The sequence below is a fragment of the Mesorhizobium sp. LjNodule214 genome (genome assembly GCF_964252735.1).
In the GTDB taxonomy this organism is placed as follows: Bacteria; Pseudomonadota; Alphaproteobacteria; order Rhizobiales; family Rhizobiaceae; genus Mesorhizobium.
This window is the reverse complement of record NZ_CAXUPE020000001.1, coordinates 493258-514775: the sequence shown is the minus strand read 5'-3', so window position 1 is coordinate 514775 and position 21518 is coordinate 493258. Positions and strand designations below refer to the sequence as shown.

The 21518-nt window shown below is 64.6% G+C and carries 18 protein-coding genes and 1 pseudogene; 12 read left to right on the top strand and 7 right to left on the bottom strand.

Annotation, left to right across the window (positions count from 1 at the left end; all coding sequences use genetic code 11):
• Nucleotides 1-66: 66 nt before the first annotated feature.
• Together ACSQ3Z_RS02470 and ctlX are read left to right on the top strand one after the other, a co-directional pair.
• Nucleotides 67-1119, top strand: coding sequence for an ornithine cyclodeaminase (locus ACSQ3Z_RS02470; protein WP_436169800.1), 1053 nt, complete (start codon nucleotides 67-69; stop codon nucleotides 1117-1119).
• 2 nt (nucleotides 1120-1121) lie between these two features.
• Nucleotides 1122-2048: a citrulline utilization hydrolase CtlX gene (gene ctlX / locus ACSQ3Z_RS02465; RefSeq protein ID WP_436169799.1), complete on the top strand. Its 927-nt coding sequence runs from the start codon at nucleotides 1122-1124 to the stop codon at nucleotides 2046-2048.
• 63 nt (nucleotides 2049-2111) lie between these two features.
• Here the strand turns inward: ctlX and ACSQ3Z_RS02460 are convergent, their stop codons facing one another.
• From ACSQ3Z_RS02460 to ACSQ3Z_RS02435, 6 genes and pseudogenes are all read right to left on the bottom strand, one after another.
• Nucleotides 2112-3212 (bottom strand): aminotransferase class I/II-fold pyridoxal phosphate-dependent enzyme, encoded by a 1101-nt coding sequence (locus ACSQ3Z_RS02460; protein ID WP_436169798.1) that lies wholly within the window; start codon nucleotides 3210-3212, stop codon nucleotides 2112-2114.
• Between the two features lie 137 nt (nucleotides 3213-3349).
• Nucleotides 3350-3814, bottom strand: a complete 465-nt coding sequence (locus tag ACSQ3Z_RS02455) for a MucR family transcriptional regulator (protein ID WP_436169797.1) — start codon at nucleotides 3812-3814, stop codon at nucleotides 3350-3352.
• 116 nt (nucleotides 3815-3930) lie between these two features.
• Nucleotides 3931-4635, bottom strand: a complete 705-nt coding sequence (locus ACSQ3Z_RS02450) for an ROK family protein (RefSeq protein ID WP_436169796.1) — start codon at nucleotides 4633-4635, stop codon at nucleotides 3931-3933.
• An 18-nt stretch (nucleotides 4636-4653) separates the two neighbouring features.
• A complete protein-coding gene (gene zwf / locus ACSQ3Z_RS02445; RefSeq protein ID WP_436169795.1) occupies nucleotides 4654-6030 on the bottom strand; it encodes a glucose-6-phosphate dehydrogenase in 1377 nt (458 codons plus the stop codon).
• A gap of 11 nt (nucleotides 6031-6041) precedes the next feature.
• Entirely contained in the window at nucleotides 6042-7055 is a 1014-nt protein-coding gene (gnd, locus tag ACSQ3Z_RS02440; protein ID WP_436169794.1) for a phosphogluconate dehydrogenase (NAD(+)-dependent, decarboxylating), read from the bottom strand.
• 91 nt (nucleotides 7056-7146) lie between these two features.
• Nucleotides 7147-9563: pseudogene (locus ACSQ3Z_RS02435) on the bottom strand (glucan 1,4-alpha-glucosidase).
• Nucleotides 9564-9787: 224 nt separating this feature from the next.
• Between ACSQ3Z_RS02435 and ACSQ3Z_RS02430 the strand changes: the two are divergent.
• Nucleotides 9788-11065, top strand: a complete 1278-nt coding sequence (locus ACSQ3Z_RS02430) for a histidine kinase (protein ID WP_436169793.1) — start codon at nucleotides 9788-9790, stop codon at nucleotides 11063-11065.
• Nucleotides 11065-11805: a response regulator transcription factor gene (locus ACSQ3Z_RS02425; protein ID WP_436169792.1), complete on the top strand. Its 741-nt coding sequence runs from the start codon at nucleotides 11065-11067 to the stop codon at nucleotides 11803-11805. Before ACSQ3Z_RS02430 ends, ACSQ3Z_RS02425 begins: the two co-directional genes overlap by 1 nt.
• Before the next feature lie 28 nt (nucleotides 11806-11833).
• On the opposite strand, the gene ACSQ3Z_RS02420 is transcribed toward ACSQ3Z_RS02425, so the two are convergent.
• Nucleotides 11834-12172 (bottom strand): putative quinol monooxygenase, encoded by a 339-nt coding sequence (locus tag ACSQ3Z_RS02420; protein ID WP_436169791.1) that lies wholly within the window; start codon nucleotides 12170-12172, stop codon nucleotides 11834-11836.
• A 160-nt stretch (nucleotides 12173-12332) separates the two neighbouring features.
• On the opposite strand from ACSQ3Z_RS02420, the gene ACSQ3Z_RS02415 reads away from it, so the two are divergent.
• From ACSQ3Z_RS02415 to ACSQ3Z_RS02380, 8 genes are all read left to right on the top strand, one after another.
• Entirely contained in the window at nucleotides 12333-12527 is a 195-nt protein-coding gene (locus ACSQ3Z_RS02415; protein ID WP_120014410.1) for a tautomerase family protein, read from the top strand.
• The gene (locus ACSQ3Z_RS02410) at nucleotides 12527-13417 is read left to right on the top strand and encodes an SMP-30/gluconolactonase/LRE family protein (RefSeq protein ID WP_436169790.1); all 891 of its coding nucleotides are present in this window, start codon (nucleotides 12527-12529) and stop codon (nucleotides 13415-13417) included. Before ACSQ3Z_RS02415 ends, ACSQ3Z_RS02410 begins: the two co-directional genes overlap by 1 nt.
• 139 nt (nucleotides 13418-13556) lie before the next feature.
• Nucleotides 13557-14570 carry an ABC transporter substrate-binding protein gene (locus ACSQ3Z_RS02405; protein ID WP_436169789.1) on the top strand — a complete coding sequence of 338 codons (1014 nt, stop codon included), beginning with the start codon at nucleotides 13557-13559 and terminating at the stop codon, nucleotides 14568-14570.
• A 49-nt stretch (nucleotides 14571-14619) separates the two neighbouring features.
• A complete protein-coding gene (locus ACSQ3Z_RS02400; protein ID WP_436169788.1) occupies nucleotides 14620-16134 on the top strand; it encodes a sugar ABC transporter ATP-binding protein in 1515 nt (504 codons plus the stop codon).
• Between the two features lies 1 nt (nucleotide 16135).
• The gene (locus ACSQ3Z_RS02395) at nucleotides 16136-17116 is read left to right on the top strand and encodes an ABC transporter permease (protein WP_436169787.1); all 981 of its coding nucleotides are present in this window, start codon (nucleotides 16136-16138) and stop codon (nucleotides 17114-17116) included.
• A gap of 3 nt (nucleotides 17117-17119) precedes the next feature.
• Nucleotides 17120-18067, top strand: a complete 948-nt coding sequence (locus ACSQ3Z_RS02390; protein WP_436169786.1) for an ABC transporter permease — start codon at nucleotides 17120-17122, stop codon at nucleotides 18065-18067.
• A gap of 121 nt (nucleotides 18068-18188) precedes the next feature.
• Nucleotides 18189-20261 (top strand): 3-hydroxyacyl-CoA dehydrogenase NAD-binding domain-containing protein, encoded by a 2073-nt coding sequence (locus ACSQ3Z_RS02385; RefSeq protein ID WP_436169785.1) that lies wholly within the window; start codon nucleotides 18189-18191, stop codon nucleotides 20259-20261.
• A gap of 177 nt (nucleotides 20262-20438) precedes the next feature.
• The gene (locus ACSQ3Z_RS02380) at nucleotides 20439-21467 is read left to right on the top strand and encodes a BMP family protein (RefSeq protein WP_436169784.1); all 1029 of its coding nucleotides are present in this window, start codon (nucleotides 20439-20441) and stop codon (nucleotides 21465-21467) included.
• The last annotated feature ends 51 nt before the right edge of the window (nucleotides 21468-21518 follow it).

The window sequence follows — 21518 nt, the reverse complement described above, 5'->3', positions numbered from 1 at the left end:
TTGTAAATTCTGCTACCCCTAAGCTCTCGCCTCGTCAGAAAGTCCCACTCGAGGCGGAGCGCATGGATGGTGCAATATGTCGGCACGGCAAATCTGATACGGCTGGTCGATTCGATCGGGGTGGAACCCTTCATCGCCGGTTTGGCGAACTATATCGAGGCCGATTTCCGCCGCTGGGACAGCTTCGAGAAATCTGCGCGCCTGGCCAGCCACTCCGCTGATGGCGTGATCGAACTGATGCCTGTCAGCGATGGCGATCTGTACGGGTTCAAGTATGTCAACGGCCATCCCGGAAACACGCAGAGCGGACTGCAGACGGTGACCGCCTTCGGCATGATGTCGGACGTGGTGACGGGCTATCCGCGGTTCCTGTCCGAAATGACCATAACCACCGCCTTGCGCACCGCCGCCACTTCAGCGCTGGCGGCCAAACACCTGGCGCGCCGCGACGCCGCGACGATGGCCGTCATCGGACTTGGCGCGCAGTCGGAATTCCAGGCGCTGGCGTTCAAGGCGCTGCTGGGCATACGTGCACTGCGCGTCTTCGACATCGATCCAGCCGCGACGGAAAAGTTCCGCGCCAACATTGCCGGCCATGGCTTCGAAGTCGTCGCCGCATCCTCCACCGAAGAAGCGGTGCTTGGCGCCGACATCATCAGCACCATCACGGCGGACAAGCTTTATGCGACGATCCTCTCCGACAACATGATTGGCGCCGGCATCCACATCAACGCCGTCGGAGGTGACTGCGCCGGCAAGACCGAACTGCAGCGCGATATCCTGCTGCGTGCGGATACCTTTGTCGAATTTCCGAAACAGACCCGCATCGAGGGCGAAATCCAGCAGATGCCGTCCGACTATCCGGTCACCGAACTGTGGCGGGTCATCGCGGGCCACGTGTCCGGCCGATGGAGTGACCGGCAGGTCACGATCTTCGATTCGGTCGGTTTCGCGATCGAAGATTTTTCCGCGCTCCGCTTCCTCGTGGACAAGGTGCAGGACACCGATTTCTTCATCGACATCGACCTTCTGGCGCAGCCCGCCGATCCGCAAAACCTGTTCGGCCTGCTATCGGCGCCCGCCTCCAGCGGCCCGGTCTCGGCTTGCGCGGCGGAATGACCATGCGATCCATTTCCGCACAGGCGCCGCGCGGCGTCGTCATGATCCGCCCGCATCACTTCACCCCCAATGAGGCGACCGCCGCCGACAACGCATTCCAGAACCGCGACGGAACCCGGACAACTGCCTCCATCAGCGCCGAGGCCTACCAGGAATCGACACGCATGGTGGCGCGCCTCGAGGCGGTCGGCGTCACCGTCCATCTTTTCGAAGACGAGACCGACGGGCGTCCGGATTCGGTCTTTCCGAACAACTGGTTCTCTACCCACACCGGCGGCCATATCGCGGTCTATCCGATGTTTTCGCCCAGCCGGCAGGCGGAACGGCGGTGGGACATCATCGAGTTCCTTAAGCGACACTACCGCGTCCAGGACGTCATCGACTATTCCGGGCTGGAGCCCGATGGCATCTTCCTCGAAGGCACCGGCGCCATGGTCCTCGACCATCTTGAGCGCGTCGCCTATGCAGCTCGGTCGAACCGCACCAATGAGGCGGCGCTGGAACGCTTCTGCACTCATTTCAACTTCGAACCGATGCTGTTCGACGCCTTCGACCGATCCGGCCGGCCCATCTACCACACCAACGTCATGATGTGCGTCGGCACAGAACTGTGCCTCATCGGTCTTGCCAGCATCATGTCGGATCGCCGGCGGGCCGAAGTCCGCGAACGGCTCGAGGCCGGAGGGCGCACGGTCGTCGATCTGACAGCTGAGCAGGTCGAGGCGTTCGCGGGCAACGCCCTTGAACTCCAGGGGCGCGATGGCCGCCTGCTGGCGATCTCATCACGGGCGATGCGGTCGCTGCGACCTGACCAGATCGCCGCCATAGAGCGCTGCATTACCCCGGTCAGCCTCGACATTCCGACCATAGAGCTCGCGGGCGGATCAGTCCGTTGCATGCTAGCAGGAATCCATCTGGCGCAGCGGTGAATCGGGAGTTTCCGGGCTGAAGTTCAGAGCAGAGTGCCTGCGGAATGAACGCAGCGGCTGCGCTCATTCCCGCAGCGCGGCGGAGATGGCGTCGAGCCCGCCGCGCAAGTCGGCCTCTTTCGGCCAGCCGAAGCCGATGCGGAAGAAGCGCTTCGGCATGTCGAACCAGTGGCCGGGGCCGACATAGGTGCCGTGGCGTTCGAGCAGATCGGTGTAGAACCGGTCGAGGTCGAAACCGGCATCGACGTTCAGCCTGGGGAAGCCGACAACGCCGCCTTCCGGCCGCACCCAGTCAACCAATGGTTCGCGGTCGATCCAGGCCTGGACGATGTCGCGGCGCCTAGCCATATCGGGCAGCAAAGCCGCCAGGAAGGCCTCGCGTCGTTCGAGCATGCCGCGCGCGATGCCCTCGTCGATGACGCTGCCGCAAATGCCGATCTGCTCCTTGGCGGCGAGGAATTTTTCCTGGAGTTCAGCGTCGCGGGTGACGAGCCAGCCGATGCGGATGCCGGGAATGCCGAAGGCTTTTGACAGCGAGGAGACGCTGATCGCCCGCGTACTCAGCGATGCCGCTGATGGCAGGCGCGTTCCATAGGAGAGGTCGCGATAGGTTTCGTCGACCAGCAGATGGCAGCTGCTGCGCTCGGCGAGCGCCACCAGCGCGTCGAGATCGGATCGCGTCATCATCGTGCCGGTCGGGTTGTGCGGGCAGGTGACGCTGATCAGCCTCGTGTTCGGCCGCATGCTGGCTGCGACACGCGCGACGTCGATGGCGAAGCCTGCGTCGAAATCGAGATCGACATAGGAGATGGCGCAGCCGATCGCCTTGGGCGTCTCGATGTTGGTGGCGTAGTTGGGCCTGATGACGACGAGGTGGTCGCGCTCCGACAGCAGCGAGGTCGAGATGATGAACAGCGCGCCGGCGGCACCCGCGGTGACCAGCACGTCGTCGGGCGAGATCCCCTCATCCTGCGCCGCGATCAGCGCCCGCAATTCCTTGTCGCCGCGATGCTCGCCATAGAACAGCGTCAGGTCGGGCAGCGACAGGCCGATATCGGAGAGCCTCTGGTCGGCGATCGAGCTCTCGGAAAGATTGTAGCGGATACGGTCGTAGCCGTACTCCTCCGGCGCCTCTTTCTCGATCACCATCCTGGCATAGTTCATGGCTTCACCCCAAACAGCCTGTTTGGTGTATCCAAGCCATAAAAGCATGAAGCCTGCCAAGGCGGATTCGCCGGCAGGCTTCGGTTCCAGTCGCTCAAACCGTTGGCTCAGCGCCGACCGCGCCGGGCATCGGTTGCTCAAGCCGCGGCTTTGGCTTTCCTGCCCTTTGCCTTGGCTGGCGCCGGCGCGGCGGCCTTGCGGCCAAGGCCGATCGACTTCGCCAGCTCGGAGCGCGAGGCCGCATAGTTGGGAGCGACCATCGGATAGTCGGACGGCAGGCCCCATTTGGTGCGATAGGCTTCCGGGCTTAGGCCGAAATGAACGCCGAGATGGCGCTTCAGCGATTTGAACTTCTTGCCGTCCTCGAGGCAGATGATGTAGTCCGGCGTCACCGACCTTCTGGGGTTGACCGCGGGTACCAGCGGCGCTGCCTCGGGGATGGCCGGTTGGCCGAGGCCGCTGATCGAGGCGCTGACGCTGGCGATGAGGTCGCTGAGGCCGGAAGCGGGCAGGCGGTTCTTCTCGACGTAGGCGGATACAATGTGGGCGGTGAGCTCGAGCAGGTCGATGTCTTTGCGAGCGTTATTGCTGTCGTCGGCCAATTTATCTCTCCGTCGGTGGGGGGTGGTGGCACTCCTAGTCGGCAAATCTGCCCGACGCAATGACTTCGTGCCGCATCACACGTAATTTTGAACAACTATACTGAATCGTAATACTATCAGACGATCAGCGCCCTGTCGCGCCACAGTCGAAATCCGCCCTCGAAAGCGCGCGTATTGTCGCCACGCCGCGAATCGGCAGGCAATTCGTCAAGCTTGTCGACATTGCCGCCGCCGATGACCACGTAGTCCGGCTGCAAGGCGGCGCGAAGCCGGTCGACAACATCGAAGACGTATCTGCGCCATTTCTTCTTGCCGCGTTTTTCAAGACCGCGCTCGCCGACATAGTCCTCGAAGCTGCCGCCCTTCTTGTAGGGAAGGTGCGCCAGTTCCATCGGTTGGGCGACGTTGTCGACGATCATCTCTGCACCGAGGCCCGTTCCCAAGCCGAGAAACAGCATGCGGCCGCCCTCATAGCTGCCAATGGCCTGCATCAGCGCGTCGTTGACGACTTTCACCGGCTTGCCGAAGGCGGCGGCAAAATCATAGCCGGCCCAGCCCTTGCCGAGATTGGCGGGGTCGATCATCGGCCGGTTATGGGTCACCGGTCCGGGATAGCCCATCGCGACGACGTCATAGGGCAGGCCCTCGGCCAGCGTCTTCACCGCCGCCATCATCTGCTGCGGCGTAAGGCCAGGTCCGGAATCGGCGCGGCGCTCCTCGCCGCCGGCGCTGGTCAGGATCTTGACGTGCGAACCGCCGATGTCGATCGAGAGCACGATCTGTTCGCTGTTTGGTGTAGCCGGCTTTGCCGTCTTGGCCATCGCTTTGACTCTCGGAAATTATTTCGACGGATTGATCCAGCCGTTCGGCGGACCGAAACCGTTCATGGCCTCGGCCGGTCCCCAGGTTTTCGGCTCGTAGACATGCGGCGGCGTGGTGTCGCCAAGCACCGGGCCGACAATGCGCCAGGCAAGCTCGCTGGCGTCCTGGCGGGTGAACAGCTGGCGATTGCCGTTCATGGCATCGCCGATAAGCCGCTCGTAGGGCGGCATGTCGTCCTTGCTGTCGTCGAGGGCGGTGAGTTCGACCTGCTCGCCGACCATGTCGTCGCCGGCCTGTTTGCGTTGCGCGCCGATCGAGATCGCCACCAGCGGATTGATGCGGAAGCGCACGTGGTTGGCATCGCCCGGCTTGATCGGATCGAAGACGTCGAGCGGCGGCCGTTTCAGCCGCACGATCACCTCGGTGGCGTGCACCGGCATGTTCTTGCCGGCACGGATGAAGAAGGGCACATCCTGCCAGCGCCAGGTGTCGACGAAGAAGCGCACCGCGGCGAAGGTCTCGACCGGCGAGTTGGGCGCCACGCCGGGCTCGGCGAGATAGCCGGTGAACTGGCCGCGCACGACGTCGTCCTTGGTCAGCGTGCGGATTGCCCGCAGCACCTGCACCTTCTCGTCGATCAGATCGTCGGCGGAGTGGCCGACCGGCGGCTCCATGGCCAGCAGCAACAGGATGTTGAGCAGATGGTTCTCGATGACGTCGCGGATGCAGCCGACGTCGTCGTAGAAGCGGCCGCGCCCTTCGATGCCGAAATCCTCGGCCATGGTGATCTGCACGCTCTCGACGAAGTTGCGGTTCCAGATCGGTTCGAGGAAGGAATTGGCGAAGCGGAAATAGAGCAGGTTCTGGATCGCCTCCTTGCCGAGATAGTGGTCGATGCGGAAGATCGACTGTTCGTCGAACACCAGGTGCAGCACCCGGTTCAGCCAGCGCGCCGATTGCAGATCATGGCCGAAGGGCTTTTCCACCATCAGCCGCGCGCCATGCGCGGTGCCTGATTGTTCCAGCCCCTGGACCACGGTTTCGAACATGGTCGGCGGCACCGCCATGTAGTGCAGCGGACGCTGCGCCGAGCCGAGTGCTGCCTTCAGCTTCTCGAAGGTCGCCCCATCGCGATAATCGCCGCTGACATAGCGCAATTGCGAAGCGAGCTTGGCGAAGACCTTCTCGTCGACGCTGCCCAGTGCATTGACGATGCCGTCGTGGGCACGCGCCTGCAATTTGCCGATGTCCCAGGGGTCGAAGGCGACGCCGATCACCGGCTCGGTGAGCGTCCCCTTGGCGACCATCTGGTAGAGGGCGGGAAAAATCTTCTTGTGGGCGAGGTCGCCGGTCGCCCCGAAGAGCACCAGCGTATCGGACCGTTCCTGGCTCATCTTGTTTCCCCTCAGGCGCCGGTCTTCGGCTTCTCGACATGGCCGCCGAAGGCATAGCGCATGGCGGACAGCAGTTTGTCTGCGAATTCGGATTCGCCTTGCGAGGAGAAGCGGTCGAACAGGGCCGAGGACAGGACCGGCGCCGGCACACCGGTGTCGATGGCCGCCTTCAGCGTCCAGCGTCCTTCTCCCGAATCTGAAACCCGGCCGCCGAACTGGGTCAGCGCCGAATCGGTTTTCAAGGCACCGGCCGTCAGGTCGAGCAGCCAGGAGCCGATGACGCTGCCGTGGCGCCAGACTTCGGCGACTTGGGCTAGATCGATATCGAACTGGTAATATTGCGGGTTCTCCAGCGGACTGGTCTCAGCGTCGGCCGAACGCTGCCTTTTGCCGGCATTGGCCGATTTCAGGATGTTCATGCCTTCGGCATAGGCGGCCATGACGCCGTATTCGATGCCGTTATGGACCATCTTGACGAAATGGCCGGCGCCGCTAGGCCCGCAATGGAGGTAGCCGAAGGGGGCGGTGCTGCTGTCCTTGGCCGGGGTGGCGCCGGCATCGGCGCCCGGTGCCAGCGTCGCGAAGATCGGATCGAGATGGCGCACCGCCTCGTCCGGGCCGCCGATCATCAGGCAGTAGCCGCGCTCCAGCCCCCAGACGCCGCCGCTGGTGCCGACATCGACATAGCTGATGCCCTTGGCCGCAAGCTCGGCCGCCTGGTCGACGGCGTCGTGGTAGTAGGAATTGCCGCCGTCGATGATGATGTCGCCGGGTTCCATAAAAGCAGCCACCTGGTCGGCGATCTTGCCGGTGATCGCCGCCGGCAGCATCAGCCAGGCGCTGCGCGGCTTGGCGAGCTTACCGACGAACTCCTCCATCGACGCGGCGCCAACGGCGCCGTCCTTGACCAAAGCGGCGACGCTGGCCGCGTTGATGTCGTAGACGACGCATTGGTGGCCGTCGCGCATGAGGCGGCGCACCATGTTGGCGCCCATCCTGCCCAGTCCCATCATTCCGATCTGCATGGTCTCGTCCTGAACGTTTGAGGAATCGAAGGTCTAGTGGCCTGCTGGTTGAGCATGATCTTTTCCGAAAACCGGTTCCCACTTTTCGGGATCATGCTCTATCCGGCTCATCAATGCCGACGGAGAAGTCGACATTCTCCCAACGACCGGTGTCGGGCCAGAAAAAAGTGAAGACGATTGTACGACCCGGTGGAACGTCATCAACCGGCAGGTCATCAGATGGACGCCGAAGGTATTCTCGGCGGTTTTGCTGTCGTGGATGGTCAGCCATTTGTCTGTCGTCCAGTGCACCACGCCGCGCGCCGAGAGTTCCACGCGCAGCGCCTTGCCGGCAGGGATGGTCCGGATCTTGTTGTTGAAGCGCCATATCCTGAGCGGCGAGACGGTCTTGTCCTCGATGTAGCGCTTGACGCCTTGCGGCGGCATGTCGAAGACGGCGCCGTCGCGGAGCGAACGCAGCAGCTTGATGTGCTCGGAATGCGCCCAGACCAGCGGCATGGCGCTGCCTGATGGCGCGCCGCGCCGCAATTCGCGTTCGGGCATGTCGGAGCCGTCCCAGACCTGCTCGGGCAGCAGGCCGCCCGCTCCGGCCGAAGCTTCGAAGGTTTCGAGCAGGCGCGCCGCCTCGTCGTTGCGCCCGGCGGCGAGTTCGTAGTGGGCGCGCTCGCCGACCAGCAATGGCCAGGGCCGGCCGCGTCCGGTCCCATCGAAAGGCGCGCCGTCGTCGTGCTCGCCATAACCGTCGCCCGTATAGCGGTACCAGACCGGCCCCTGCGGCAGGTCGCAGCGCAGCGTGGCGTCGATCACCTTCAGCGTGTCGAGAATGCACGGATCGTCCGCCGCTCTCAGGCCGAAGCGCACCAACGCCAGCGCATCGGGACTGACGATCGCTTCGGCCGGACGGTTCGAATCGCCGGGCGGCCGGTTCTTGATCGGGACAAAACCGTCTTTCGCCGATGCGGCGCCTGAAGCGTCCGGCGGTGCGATGCGGACATAATAGCCTTTGACGCCGGCATCGGTGCACAGCGCCGTGCCGGTGACATAGGTCCAGCGCTCGATCTGGTCGTTCCAGCAATCGGCGGTCTCGCGCAGATATTTTGCCGGCTCTGTTTTTCCCGAGATATCGAACATGTCCGCCGCCGCGAGCAAAGCGACAATCTCGACGGCAAGCGTGAACGGGCTGTAGCCCGCATCTTCCTCCCAGCGGTCTTCGCCGGTGACCGGGCCGTTACGCACGACATAGGACGCGGCCAGCTCGATCATCGGCATGAAGGCGGAGAGTGCGGCGCCCGGGAGGTGGCCGGCGCGACGCAGCGCGTCGGCGAGCAGCAGCGGAAAGGCGCATTCGTCCATCTGTATGCCCGGCCAATAGGCCGAGCCGTCGAGCCAGGCATTCTGCGGCCAATGGCCATCCGGCTGCTGGATCGAACGGAGATAGGCGAGGATGCGCAGCGCCTCATCGGGGTCGCCGGCGGCCAGGAAGCCGCCCGCCGTCTCGACCAGGTCGCGCGGCCAGACCAGGTGATAGCCGCCGAGATCGTCATCGCCCTTGCTGAAGCCCCAGGGGATCGACAGGCTGGCTACCGCCGCGCCCGGCACGGCGAACGACCGGTGCGCGGCCAGAACCGCGGTGCTGACGCGGTAGGTGTTGAGGTCGGACGCCGTATGGCGATCCATCGGCAGCAGGCCGTCCTGCCATTTGCGCCAGTTCTGGGTATAAGACCTCGCCACCGGCTCGAAGCCTCGCTTCAGGCTGGCGGAAGCGTTGTCGGCCGCTTCCTCGTGCGTCGCGCCGAAGCCGAGCGCCAGCAGGGCCTTGGTCGCCGCGGCGGAAAAGCCGATCTCGCCGGTCAGCGCCACATTGCCGTCTTCGGCCCTTTGGCAGGCGGGGTCGAGTCCGCCGCCATGTCGGAGCTGCTGCCAGCCGTTGGAGAAACCGACATAGCCGGCCGAGCAGGCGCCCCAGGGCAGCGACGAGGCGAGCGCCAGAAAGACGCCGCGCCCGGTTGCGAACAGGACAGGCTTGCCCTTGTGGTCGGCAACCCAGGCGGTATTGCCCATGCCGGCATTGACGAGGTGCGGCGCCAGCAGCGCGTAGACGCAGTAGTCGGCAGCCGAGCCTTTCAGCGGCGTGAAGGTGATCTCCTGCAGTAGAGCAGGGCATTTCGGGTCCGTAACGATGCGCTTTTCGATCCGCCAGCTTCCGTCGGCGGCGGTGTTGGTCAGGCTGTAGCCAGGCACGCCATCCTCGAACGGCGCGATCTCATGCCTGGCGCCGCGCTTTTCTTCGGAAAAAGTGCCGCCGGGACCGGTGACGATCAGCCCCAAGTCGCGCGTGCAGGCGCTGTCGAGGCGCGGATAGTAGATTTCGTTCAAAATGCCGTGGCTGATGGTGAACCAGACACGGCTGGCCGCTGAAAGTGCGGTGCCGACGCCACTCTTGGCGCTTGACGTCCAGCGCGCCGGTATCCCCGGGGCGCCCTGAGCAACAGTCGGCGTCGCTGCCATGCATTGGTCTCCTGCCGCCGTTCCTAAACCAGGAGCCGAAGCCTTTTCAATCGTCGCACCTGAAGTTAATCGCCTGCGGCAACGGGAGGCGCCGTTGACAGCGGCATCGGCAAGTGTCCACTATTTCGCTGGCAGGGAGGACTGCAGGCAAACCGGGTATCGGCCGTGCGCTGGCAATGGCGTCGCGGCGCCCGGTCGATTTGCAGTGATGCCAGGGAGGAACCATGTCGGACGCATCTCCCCAGTTGATCGACCGGTTGGTGGCCATTTCGCGGGCGCTGGCCGGCCATATCGATACCGGCTCGGCGTTTCGGGCAACAGCCATCGAAATCGGAACGCTCATTCCGCACGATCACATCGATCTGGCGGTGCTGTTGCAGGACGGACGCCTGCACGCCTGCTACGAAGCCGGCTTTCACACCAGCTGGAGCGAACTGGCGCAGCATCCGGTGGAAGGCAGCCCGATCCGGCGTGTGCTGTGGGGCGAGACGCCCTACCTGTTGTCGGACAACGCGGTTGTCGACCCACGCTTCCACTTCGCAGGGGCGTTCGACGAGCCGATCTTCGCCGCCGAGCTGCGCAGCCGCATCATCGTGCCGCTCAGGGCGCGCGGCAGCATCATCGGTGCCCTCAACATCAGCCGGCACGAGGTCGGCTGCTACACGCTGGCGGACGTCGCGGTCGCCCAGCAATGCGCCGATCTGATCGCGCCCTACATCTTCGCGCTGATCCAGACCGAGGAGGCGCGGCGCGCCATGCTGGCCGAGAGCGAGGCGCGCAACCGTGCCGAACTTTTGCGGGTCGGCGCCTCGCAGCTCACCGAAGGCATGGAGCGCGAGCGCCGCCGCATGGCCATGGACCTGCACGACCAGACGCTTGGCGACCTTGCCCGCATCGCGCGCCAGGTCTCGGCGTTTCGCAGCCAGGGCGTGGCGCGAACCGCCCAGCTAGCCGATCTCGAGCAGGAGATCGCAAGCTGCCTGACCGAACTGCGCCACATCGTCGACGACATGCGGCCGAGCGTGCTCGAACTGTTCGGCCTGCGCGACGCCGTCGAGGCGCATCTCAACCGCAGCGTCGCCAGGGCCAAGCCGCCGATCGCGGTGCGCATCGCCGACAGCAGCGACGGCAGCGCCGACGGCCTGTCGGAAACGATGCGCACGGCGCTCTACCGGATCATCCAGGAAGCGATCAACAATGCGGTGCGCCATGCCGCACCCGGCCGCATCGAGGTGCTTCTGACATCGACCGAAAGCGTGTTCAGGGTCGTCGTCACCGACGACGGCCATGGCTGCGGCGCGGTCGATCCGGCCTCCCAGGGCGGCATCGGCCACATGCATACGCGGGCAGCCCTTGTCGGGGCGCGGCTAAGCTTCGAAGCGGCGAGCCGCAAGGGTGGCACGCGCGTGGTCATCGAGGTCGACCGCAGGCCCGCCTTGGGCAGGGCCCAGGCCATGCCCGCCGCAATGCCCGGGGAACAGGCCGTGCCGGAGGTGGTGTGATGCTGGTGATGATTGCCGAGAATGACGGTCTGCACCGCACCTTCGCGCGCCGCACCGTCGAGCAATTATGGCCGGGCGATGTCGAGGTGATCGAAGCCGGCGACGGCGCGGACGCAATCAGCCTGGCGGCCGAGCGCGAGCCGCCGCATGTCGTGCTCGACCTGCAGCTGCCCAAGGCTACGGGAATAGAGGTGGCGCGCGCGATCTGGAGCCGCCGCGCCGGCACCCACATCCTGTTCTGGTCGAATTTCGCCGACGAGGCCTATGTCAGGGGCGTGGCGCGTATCGTGCCGCCCGGTTCGGTCTATGGCTATGTGCTGAAATCGGCGACGGAAGAGGGCATGCGCTCGGCGCTGCGCGGTGTGTTCCGCGAAGGCCACTGCATCATCGACCGCGAGATCCGCGGCATCCAGCACCGCGTGCAGGACCGCTTCGAAGGCATCACCGACGGCGAATATGAGAGCCTGATCGACATCGCGCTCGGCCTCACCGACAGGGCCATCGCCGCTCGCCGCGGCCTGTCGATCCGCGGCGCGCAGAGCCGCATCAAGCATGTCTACGACAAGCTCGGCATCGTGCCGTCGGAGGAGGGCGCAGGCGAGGCCTCCGTCTTCAACTCGCGCACCCGGGCGATCTATCTTGCCATGGCGCGCGGCCTGATCAACATCGACGCGCTGCGCCGCGAGCAGGACCGGCTCGACGCCTGGCTGGCGCAGACGGCTCCGCTGCCGGATCAGTGATCCTCGATCATGGCCCCTGGACAGTCGCTCAGCCTGAGTGTTGACCGCTCTTTGCCGCAAGAGCAATCGGCTCGGTTTCGATCAGCCGAAGCGACCTTACCATGTCGGCCGTCTGCGTCTTGTACTTGAGAAAGTGCGGGGTGGTCAGATGGGCTTGGTAGGCGAGCGGGTCGGCGTAACATTCGAACACGCGCACCGCTGAAGGCGTGCCCTTTACCGACACGGCGTAAAGGAACAACACGTCGGGCTCGCGCTCTACAGACGTTACGATCTCTTCGGCAAGCAAGGCCTTGAACTCATCGATTTGATCTGGGTCGATCTCCAATTCCGCTATGCGGACGATTGGATCGATGTGAGGCTGTGCCATTGTCAGTTTCCTTACTTCCAGGGACGCCGCCCGCGCGTGCCCGCGTCTTGATGGCGGCGACTGTGCAAACGCACAGTCGGCGTTGCGCTTTGAGCGGTATCGCGCCGTTGGCGCCGTGACTAGGCTCGGCCCACAACAAAGAAAATACCGGGAAGCGCTCATGCCGTTCGTCAACATACGAATACTCGAGGGCCATTCGCAAAAGCGCAAGGACGAGATCTCGCGCCGCGTCACCGAAGCAATCAGCGAGGTTGCGGAACTGCCCAGGGAAGCGATCTGGGTGGTGTTCGAGGACGTCGCGGCCAGCGACTGGTTCGTCGGCGGCACGGCCGTCGGAAAGCCGAAGAGCCAATAATGCCGATGTCGGCGGCAGCCCGCCATTCCGGCTTCGGCGATGTCGTCGGCAACGCCGCCATGGAGCGGCTCGCGACCGGCTTCAGCTTCACCGAAGGGCCGGTATGGCATCCCTATGAGAAATGGCTGGTGTTTTCCGACATTCCGGAAAGCCGCATGTACCGGCGCCTTGTCTCGGGCGAGATCGAGCCGTTCCGCGATCCAAGCCACAAGGCCAATGGCAATACGCTCGACCGCCAGGGGCGGCTGGTCACCTGCGAGCATGCGACAAGCCGCGTCACCCGCGCCGAGCCGAATGGCAGCATGAGCGTGCTGGCAACGCATCACGGTGACAGAGAGCTCAACAGCCCGAACGATGTCGTCGTCGCCACGGGCGGGGCGATCTACTTCACCGATCCGAGCTTTGGACGCATGGAATTCTACGGCGTGCCGAGGATGCAGGAGCTGTCGTTCCAGGGCGTCTACCGCATCGATGGCGACGGCGCCCTTCTGACGCTGCTTGCCGATGATTTCGTGCAGCCGAACGGGCTGTGCTTTTCGCTGGACGAGTCGCGCCTGTTCATCAACGATACCGAGCGCGGCCATATCAGGGTGTTCGGCGTCGAAGCGAATGGCGACCTGAATGGCGGCGCCGTATGGGCCGTGACCGAGGGCGGCGAGCCCGGATCGCCAGACGGGATGAAGATCGACAGCCGTGGCAACCTCTATTGCACAGGCCCGGGCGGCATTCATGTCTTCGATGCGTCGGGCGATCTTCTGGGTGTCATACGCACGCCGGAATACTGCGCCAACTTCACTTTCGGCGACGAGGATCTGAGGAGCCTCTACATCGCCGCGTCGACTTCGCTTTACCGGCTAAGGGTTCGCGTGCCGGGATTGAGGCTGTTTTGAGCGCGTTGGCGCTCAATTCGGGATGGCCGCCGATCCAAGGTCCGGCGGCAGCGGTGCCAAGGCATCGTGGCATGGAGGTGTGCCGGACGCGATCCGGCAGGAATTGCAGCAGTCAACAACATCTGGGAGGATTTTTGCGATGAAGAAACTACTCGTCCTGAGCGCTCTGGCGGCGATGCTTGCCTCGGGCACGGCGCTGGCCGACACAAGCGGCAAGAAGATAGCCTTCTCCAACAACTATGCCGGCAATTCGTGGCGCCAGGCGATGCTCGACAGCTACGGCATCGTCACCAAGAAAGCGGTCGAGGACAAGGTGGTCGCAGCCGCCGACATCTTCACCACGGCCGACAAGGAAGTGCCGACCCAGGCAGCCCAGGTGCAGAACCTGATCCTGCAGGGTTATGACGCCATCGTCATCAATGCCGCCTCGCCCGATGCGCTCAACGGCGCCATCAAGCAGGCCTGCGACGCTGGCATCGTCGTCGTCTCCTTCGACGGCATCGTCACCGAGCCCTGCGCCTACCGCGTCGTCGTCGACTTCAAGGACATGGGCAGGCAGGAAGTCGAGCAGATGGCCAAGTTCCAGCCCAAGGGCGGCAATTTGCTGGAAATCCGTGGCCTGGCCGGCACGTCGATCGACGATGCCATCCATGCCGGCATCCTCGAAGGCGTCGCCGCCCATCCCGAGTTCAAGATCGTCGGTTCGGTCACCGGCGACTGGGACCAGACCACGGCGCAGAAGGCCGTGGCGACGATCCTGCCGTCGCTGCCCGACATCGTCGGCATCGTCGACCAGGGTGGTGACGGCTATGGCGCAGCCCAAGCCTTCGCCGCTGCCGGCAAGCCGCGACCGACCATCATCATGGGCAACCGCCAGGACGAGTTGCAGTGGTGGAAGGAACAGAAGGACAAGGACGGCTACCAGACCTGGTCGGCGTCGATCGCGCCCGGTGTCTCGTCTCTCGCCTTCTGGGTGGCGCAGCAGGTCCTCGACGGCCGCACCGACATCCCGCACGACCTGCTGGTGCCGTATCTCGCCTTCACCCAGGACGATTTCGAGGCGGCGCTGCCGAAGATCGTCAAGGGTGGCGTCGCCAGCCACGAATACACGCAGGAAGACGCCATCGCGGCGATCAAAGCCAACATCAAGTGAGCATGGCACGATCGTTGCCAGCCGCATTGCCAACCGGATATCGTTGAGCATGCCTCAGGCAAACGCGGACATCATCAGACTGGACGGCGCCGAAAAACATTTCGGCGCCGCCAACTCTTTCATCATCAGACTGGACGGCGCCGAAAAACATTTCGGCGCCGTCCGGGCTCTCAGCGGCGTCGACTTCCATGTCGGCGCCGGCGAATGCGTCGGCCTCGTCGGCCACAACGGTGCCGGCAAGTCGACGCTCATGCATATGGTGGCCGGCACGCTGGTGCCCGACAGCGGCAAGATCGTGGTGCGCGGGGCCACCGAGGACAATTATTCGGTGCCGCGCGCGCAGCAGCTCGGCATACGCTGCGTGTTCCAGGAACTGTCGCTCTGCCCGAACCTCAGCGTTGCCGAGAACACGCGCATCAACCACCCGTCGCTCACCGGCTTCGGCTGGCGGCGCAAGGCGGCCGACCTGATTGCCGCCAAGCTTGACGAGATTTTTCCGGACCACGGCATTTCCGCCTTCGACATCGCCGGCGACCTTTCCATCGGCAGGCGGCAGATGGTGGAAGTGGCGCGCGCCTTCACGCTGACGCAGGATCCGCTCGAACTGGTCATCCTCGACGAGCCGACCTCCTCGCTCGATGCGCATACGGCCGGCCAGTTGCTAGCCTTCGTGCGCCGCTTCGTCGCCGCGGGCGGCAGCTGCATCCTGATCTCGCATGTGCTGGGGGAGGTGCTGCAGAACGCCGACCGCATCGTGGTGATGCGCGACGGCAAGGTTGTCGCCGCCGACGCGGCAAAGGCGTTCGACCGCGACAGGCTGGTCACGGCCATGGGCGGCGCCGAGGGACATCAGAAGGCAGCGGCCGAGACCGCGAAGACCGAGGCCGGCCCGTTGCGGGTCCGCGCGCGGCCCGTGCGGCAGCAGGACGGCAAGGAGCTTGTCGCGCATGCCGGCGAGATCATCGGCCTGGCCGGGCTTGCCGGCCATGGCCAGACGGATCTGCTATTGGCGATCTTCACCGCCGCCCAGCGCGCCAAGGCCGGCATCGAGGTGACCGCGCCGGTGGCGCTGGTCGCCGGCGACCGCCAGTCGGACGGCATCTTTCCGCAATGGTCGATATCGGAAAATATCGGCATCCGCTCGCTGGCGCGGCTGCGCAGCGGGTTTTTGATCTCACCGCAGCGCGAGGCCGAACTCGCCGACTTCTGGCAAAAGAAGATCGGCATCCGCACCCCAGACATGACCAACAACATTTTCTCGCTGTCCGGCGGCAACCAGCAGAAGACGCTGTTCGCCCGAGCGCTCGGCTCCGACGCCGAGATCGTTTTGATGGACGATCCGATGCGCGGCGTCGACATCGGCACCAAGCTTGAAGTCTACGACCTCGTGCGCGAAGAGGCACGCAAAGGCCGCACCTTCCTCTGGTACACCACCGAAACCGAAGAGCTCGACAATTGCGATCATGTCTATGTGTTCAAGAACGGCAGGATCGTCGCCAATCTGAGGCGCGATGAACTGACGGAGGAAAAGATCATCCAGTCCTCGTTCGGCGACGCTGCCTGAGATGACAGCCGCGGCCATCGAAAACCAGCTCAAGGGCGCTTCGACGCGCAACGCGGCGGCGCGGGCACGCATGCTACGCAGCCTGCTGCCGGCGCTGTCGCTGGCGCTTGTGCTCTTGGCCATCGCCTGGCTCAACCCGCGCGCCATCAGCTATTTCGGCTTCAGCCTGATGCTGAACCTGGCGATCCCGATCGCCTTGGCGACGATCGCGCAGATGTTCGTCATCGCCGGCAACGAACTGGATCTGTCGATCGGCACCTTTGTCGGCTTCGTCGGCTGCGTCACCGCGACATGGCTGAAGGACGCGCCGCTCCTCGGCATCGTCGTTCTCGCCGGCTCGATCGGCGTCTACGCGCTGCTCGGCGCGCTGATCCATTTGCGCAATCTGCCGTCGATCGTGGTCACGCTCGGCATGAGTTTCGTCTGGCAAGGTCTTGCCATCCTCATCCTGCCGAAGCCCGGCGGCAAGGCACCAGACTGGCTGCTGTCGCTGATGGCGTTCAAGCCGCCTTTCATCCCCTTCCCGATCATCGCGGCGCTGCTGATCGCGGCGATCGTGCATTTCGGCCTGATGCGCACCTCCTACGGCGTCATCCTGCGCGGCTCCGGCGGCAACGCCGCGGCGCTGAAGCGCGCCGGCTGGTCGCTGCTCAAGACCAAGGTCGTGCTGTTCGCGCTGACCGGCCTGTTCGGCGTGCTGTCCGGCATGGCGCTGATCGGCATCACCACTTCGGCCGATGCCAATATCGGCAATGGCTATACGCTGCTCGCGATCGCCGGCGTCATCCTCGGCGGCGGCGAATTCGTCGGCGGCCGGGTGTCGCCGATCGGCGCGGTGCTCGGCGCGCTGACGCTGGCGCTGGCCGCTTCGCCGCTGCTCACCTTCATGCACATTCCGCCCGACTGGCAGGTCGCGGCCAACGGCGCCATCCTCATCATCGTGCTGGCGGCCCGCGTGCTGATCAGCCGCCGGGAGAGGTGAGCGATGGCCTCGCTGCGGATATGGCTCGCCAAACCGTGGATCTGGTCCTTCATCGGCGCGGCTCTGGTGTGGCTGGCGACGGTCGCCTTCACCGGCGGCTATGGCGGCGGCGGCATGATCACGGCCGCACTCTCGCTCGCCGTCTTCACCGTCATCGTCGGCGTCGGCCAGATGTTCGTCATCACGCTCGGGCCGGGCAATGTCGACCTGTCGCTGCCGGCCAATATCGGCCTCGCCAGTGCCGTCGCCATGAAGGTGATGGACGGCAATGATTCGATGATCGTCGTCGGGCTGCTGGCGGCGCTCGCTTGTGGCATGGCGGTCGGCGCCGCCAACTATCTGCTGATATGGGCGCTGCGCATTCCGCCGATCATCGCCACGCTGTCGGCCAGCTTCATCATCCAGTCGATCGACATCAGCTATGGACGCGGGCTGCAGATCAAGCCGCCGCCGGGCTTCGCCGATTTCACCAACCGGCAGGTCCTTGGCATTCCAGTGCTGGCGATCCTGACGGTGCTGTTCACCATAGGTGCAGCCATCGCGCTGCAACGCATGATCTATGGCCGTTCGGTGCTGGCGATCGGCCAGAACATCCGCGCCGCCTGGCTGGCCGGCGTCAATGTCGGCCGCATCCGCTTCCTCACCTACACGCTGTCGGGCGCGCTCGGCGGCCTCGACGGGGCGCTGCTCGCCGGTTATTTCCGCGGCGCCAATGTCGATATCGGCAATGAGTACCTTTTGGCCTCGATCGCCGTCGTCGTCATCGGCGGCACGTCGGTGGCTGGCGGCAAGGCCAATGTGCCGGGCGTGTGGGGCGCGGCCCTGTTCCTGGTGCTGTTGCTCACCATGCTCAACACGTTCGGTGTCAGCGCCGGTGTCCGCCTGCTGCTGACCGGGCTGATCATCGTCGGCGTCATCACGGTGGCCGGCGGGCAGAAGGCGCTACGCTGAGGTCGGGCGGCTTTGGCTGATTCAGCGCCGGGAGAATACCGGCCCTGTCGGAAATCCGGTTCCCATCCGGATATCGGCCCTGTAAACCCCGCGGGCTGTTCGCACTTGCAGGAGGTTCGTCTTGTCCGATTTCGTCAGCGTTGCGAAGGACGGTGGCGTCGTGATCGTCACCATCGACAATCCGCCGGTCAACGCCATGAGCTTCCATGTCCGCGAGCCGCTGCACCAGGCGCTGGTCGCGCTGCGCGACGACCACTCAATCGCGGCCATCGTGATAGCCTGCGCCGGGCGGACTTTTGTGGCCGGCGCCGACATCACCGAATTCGGCAAGCCGGTCCGGCAGCCGGAGCTGCGCGCCATCATCGCACTGCTGGAAACCATCGCCAAGCCGACGGTCGCCGCCATCCACGGCACCGCGCTCGGCGGTGGGCTGGAGCTGGCGCTTGGTTGCCATTTCCGCGTCGCCGACAGCAATGCGAAACTCGGCCTGCCGGAAGTAAAACTCGGCCTGTTGCCGGGTGGCGGCGGCACGGTACGGCTGCCGCGCCTCGTCGGCGCGGAGAAGGCGCTCGGCATGATCGTCTCGGGGACGCCGATCGGTGCTGCCGAGGCACTGGAGGCGGGTCTGGTCGATGCGGTGTTCGATGGCGATCTTCTCGCGCATGCAGTTCGTTTCGCTAGCGAAACGGCGGCCAGCCGCGGACCATTCCTGCCCGTGCGTGACCGCAACGATCGTCTGGGAAAGACCGATCTCGCCGCCTTCGACAGGCAGGCGGCGGAGTTGGGCAAGAAGGCGCGGGGCCTCGAAGCCCCGGTAGCCTGCGTGCAGGCGGTCCGCAACGCGATTTCGTTGTCCTTCGACGAGGCGCTTACCGCGGAGCGCGCGCTGTTCCTGAAACTCGTCGCCGGCGACCAGTCGCGAGCGCAGCGGCACCTATTCTTTGCCGAACGTGAGGCGGCAAAGAGTCCTGGCAAGGACGTCGCCAGACGCAAGATGGCGCGGGTCGGGATCATCGGCGCTGGCACGATGGGCGGCGGCATCGCCATGGCCTTCGCCAATGGCGGCTTTCCTGTGACCTTGCTCGAAACCAGCCATGAAGCATTGGAGCGCGGGCTGACGACCATCGACAGGAATTATGCCGTTTCGGTCAGCCGCGGCTCGCTGACGGAAGATGCCAAGCGTGAGAGGCTCGGCCTGTTCAAAGGCAGCACCGACTATGCCGACCTTGCCGATTGCGACTTGATCGTCGAGGCGGTGTTCGAGGACATGGCGGTCAAGCAGGAAGTGTTCGGCAAGCTCGACGCAGTGGCCAAGCCCGGCGCGATCCTGGCAACCAACACCTCCTATCTCGACGTCAACGCCATCGCCGCCACGACGTCGCGGCCGCAGGATGTCGTCGGCCTGCATTTCTTCTCGCCGGCCAATGTGATGAAATTGCTTGAGATCGTGCGTGCCGACAAGACCGCGCCGGACGCGCTGGCGACTGTCATCGAATTGGCACGGCGCATCGGCAAGGTGCCGGTGGTGGTCGGCGTCTGCCACGGCTTCGTCGGCAACCGCATGCTGGCGGCGCGTGGTGCGGAATCCGAGGCGCTGCTGCTCGAAGGCGCGACGCCCAGCCAGGTCGACAAGGCGTTCACCGATTTCGGCTGGCCGATGGGGCCGTTCCAGATGGGCGATCTTGCCGGCCTCGACATAGGCTGGCGCAACCGCAAGGCGCGCGGGCTGACGGCCGTGATCGCCGACACGCTGTGCGAGCAGGGACGTTTCGGCCAGAAGACCGGCAGCGGTTTTTATCGCTACGAGAACGGTTCTCGCACACCGGTTCCCGACCCGGAGGTTGAGGCGCTGATCCGCGCCAAGGCGGTCGAAAAAGGCATCGCGCCGCGCGCGATCGACGCAGACGAGATCATCGAACGAACGCTCTATCCGCTGGTCAACGAAGGCGCCAAGATCCTCGAGGAAGAGATCGCGGCCCGCGCGTCCGACATCGATGTCGTCTGGGTCAATGGCTACGGTTTTCCGGTCGGCAAGGGCGGACCGATGTTCTGGGCCGGGCTTGAGGGGGCGGGCAAGATCGTCGAGCGGCTGGATTCTTGGCACGAGCGCACCGGGAGGCCGATATTCCAGCCGGCGCCGCTGCTGAGGCATATGGCGGAGACTGGGTCGTGGGAAGGCGCGGTCGGCGGATAGTACAGCCTCCAGGAACAAGCGCTGGCGCTGTCCCGCCGACGCTTCGCAACCTCAATACCGCCGCAACGTCGCCAAATTTGACCACGTGGACAAAACTCGGGCGCCGTTCCATAGTTCCCTGTCTTCATTCCTGAGAACGGCCGGCTCGACACGGCTGTCAACCAGAGGGGCACTTCAATGAAAAACGACAAGAGCAAAATCCAATCGCAACGCGCGGGTTTATCGCGACGCAACGTGCTGGAACTGGGCGCGCTTGGCCTGGCTGCCGCCATGCTGCCGGGCAATGCCTTCGCCAAGGACAAGCTGAAGGTGGCGGCGATCTTCGCCACGCCGATCGAGGAGCCGTGGGACAACCAGATCCATGTCGCTCTGCAGAAGGCCGAGAAGGAACTCGGCATCGAGTACAAATGGTCGGAAAAGGTGCAGACCGCCGACTTCAGCCGCGTCATGCGCGAATATGCGCAAGGCGGCTACCAGCTGGTGCTGGGCGATGCTTTCGCCGCCGAGCGTGAATCGCGCCGCACCGCCAAGCAGTTCCCGAAGACCGCCTGGTTGTTCGGCTCGGGAGCCGGACCGGCGGAGCCGAATTTCGGCGTCTTCGACAACTGGATCCACGAGCCGGCCTATCTCTCCGGCCTGATCGCCGGCAAGATGTCGAAATCGGGCACGATTGGCGCCGTGGCGGCGATGGGCATTCCGGAAGTGAACCGGCTGGTCAACGCCTTCTTTGCCGGCGCCAGGGAGGTCAATCCGAACATCAAGAAGAAGGTCGCCTTCATCGGTTCCTTCTTCGACCCGCCGAAGGCCAAGGAAGCGGCGATCGCCCAGATCGATGCCGGCGTCGATGTGATCTATGCCGAGCGCTTCGGCGTCATCGAAGCGGCGGTGGAGAAGAAGATCCTCGCCATCTCCAACATGTCCGACCAGTCGAGCCTCGGCCCCGACACGGTGATCACTGGGCCGGTCTGGAACATGTATCCGACCGTCGAACAGGCGATCAAGTTGGTCAAGGCCGGCGTCTTCACCGCGCAGGACTATGGTGATTTCTCACGCATGGCCAAGGGCGGTTCCTCTTTGGCGCCGTACCACAAATTCGACAAGACGCTGCCGGCTGAGGTCAAGGATCTGGTCGAAAAGAAGAAAGCCGAAATCCTCGAAGGCAATTTCCGCGTCGATGTGGATGAGAACACGCCGGTTTCGGATTGAGTTCTTTACCCTCCCCCTTGTGGGGAGGGTCGATTCGCGAAGCGGAGCGGG

Coding starts and splice junctions, on each gene's coding strand:
- ACSQ3Z_RS02405 (WP_436169789.1), top strand. CDS start 13,557: ATGAAGAAACTACTCGTCCTGAGCGCTCTGGCGGCGATGCTTGCCTCG.
- ACSQ3Z_RS02425 (WP_436169792.1), top strand. CDS start 11,065: ATGCTGGTGATGATTGCCGAGAATGACGGTCTGCACCGCACCTTCGCG.
- gnd (WP_436169794.1), bottom strand. CDS start 7,055: ATGCAGATCGGAATGATGGGACTGGGCAGGATGGGCGCCAACATGGTG.
- ACSQ3Z_RS02470 (WP_436169800.1), top strand. CDS start 67: ATGGTGCAATATGTCGGCACGGCAAATCTGATACGGCTGGTCGATTCG.
- ACSQ3Z_RS02430 (WP_436169793.1), top strand. CDS start 9,788: ATGTCGGACGCATCTCCCCAGTTGATCGACCGGTTGGTGGCCATTTCG.
- ACSQ3Z_RS02450 (WP_436169796.1), bottom strand. CDS start 4,635: ATGGCCAAGACGGCAAAGCCGGCTACACCAAACAGCGAACAGATCGTG.
- ACSQ3Z_RS02380 (WP_436169784.1), top strand. CDS start 20,439: ATGAAAAACGACAAGAGCAAAATCCAATCGCAACGCGCGGGTTTATCG.
- ACSQ3Z_RS02410 (WP_436169790.1), top strand. CDS start 12,527: ATGCCGATGTCGGCGGCAGCCCGCCATTCCGGCTTCGGCGATGTCGTC.
- ACSQ3Z_RS02395 (WP_436169787.1), top strand. CDS start 16,136: ATGACAGCCGCGGCCATCGAAAACCAGCTCAAGGGCGCTTCGACGCGC.
- ACSQ3Z_RS02400 (WP_436169788.1), top strand. CDS start 14,620: ATGCCTCAGGCAAACGCGGACATCATCAGACTGGACGGCGCCGAAAAA.
- ACSQ3Z_RS02415 (WP_120014410.1), top strand. CDS start 12,333: ATGCCGTTCGTCAACATACGAATACTCGAGGGCCATTCGCAAAAGCGC.
- zwf (WP_436169795.1), bottom strand. CDS start 6,030: ATGAGCCAGGAACGGTCCGATACGCTGGTGCTCTTCGGGGCGACCGGC.
- ACSQ3Z_RS02460 (WP_436169798.1), bottom strand. CDS start 3,212: ATGAACTATGCCAGGATGGTGATCGAGAAAGAGGCGCCGGAGGAGTAC.
- ACSQ3Z_RS02390 (WP_436169786.1), top strand. CDS start 17,120: ATGGCCTCGCTGCGGATATGGCTCGCCAAACCGTGGATCTGGTCCTTC.
- ACSQ3Z_RS02420 (WP_436169791.1), bottom strand. CDS start 12,172: ATGGCACAGCCTCACATCGATCCAATCGTCCGCATAGCGGAATTGGAG.
- ctlX (WP_436169799.1), top strand. CDS start 1,122: ATGCGATCCATTTCCGCACAGGCGCCGCGCGGCGTCGTCATGATCCGC.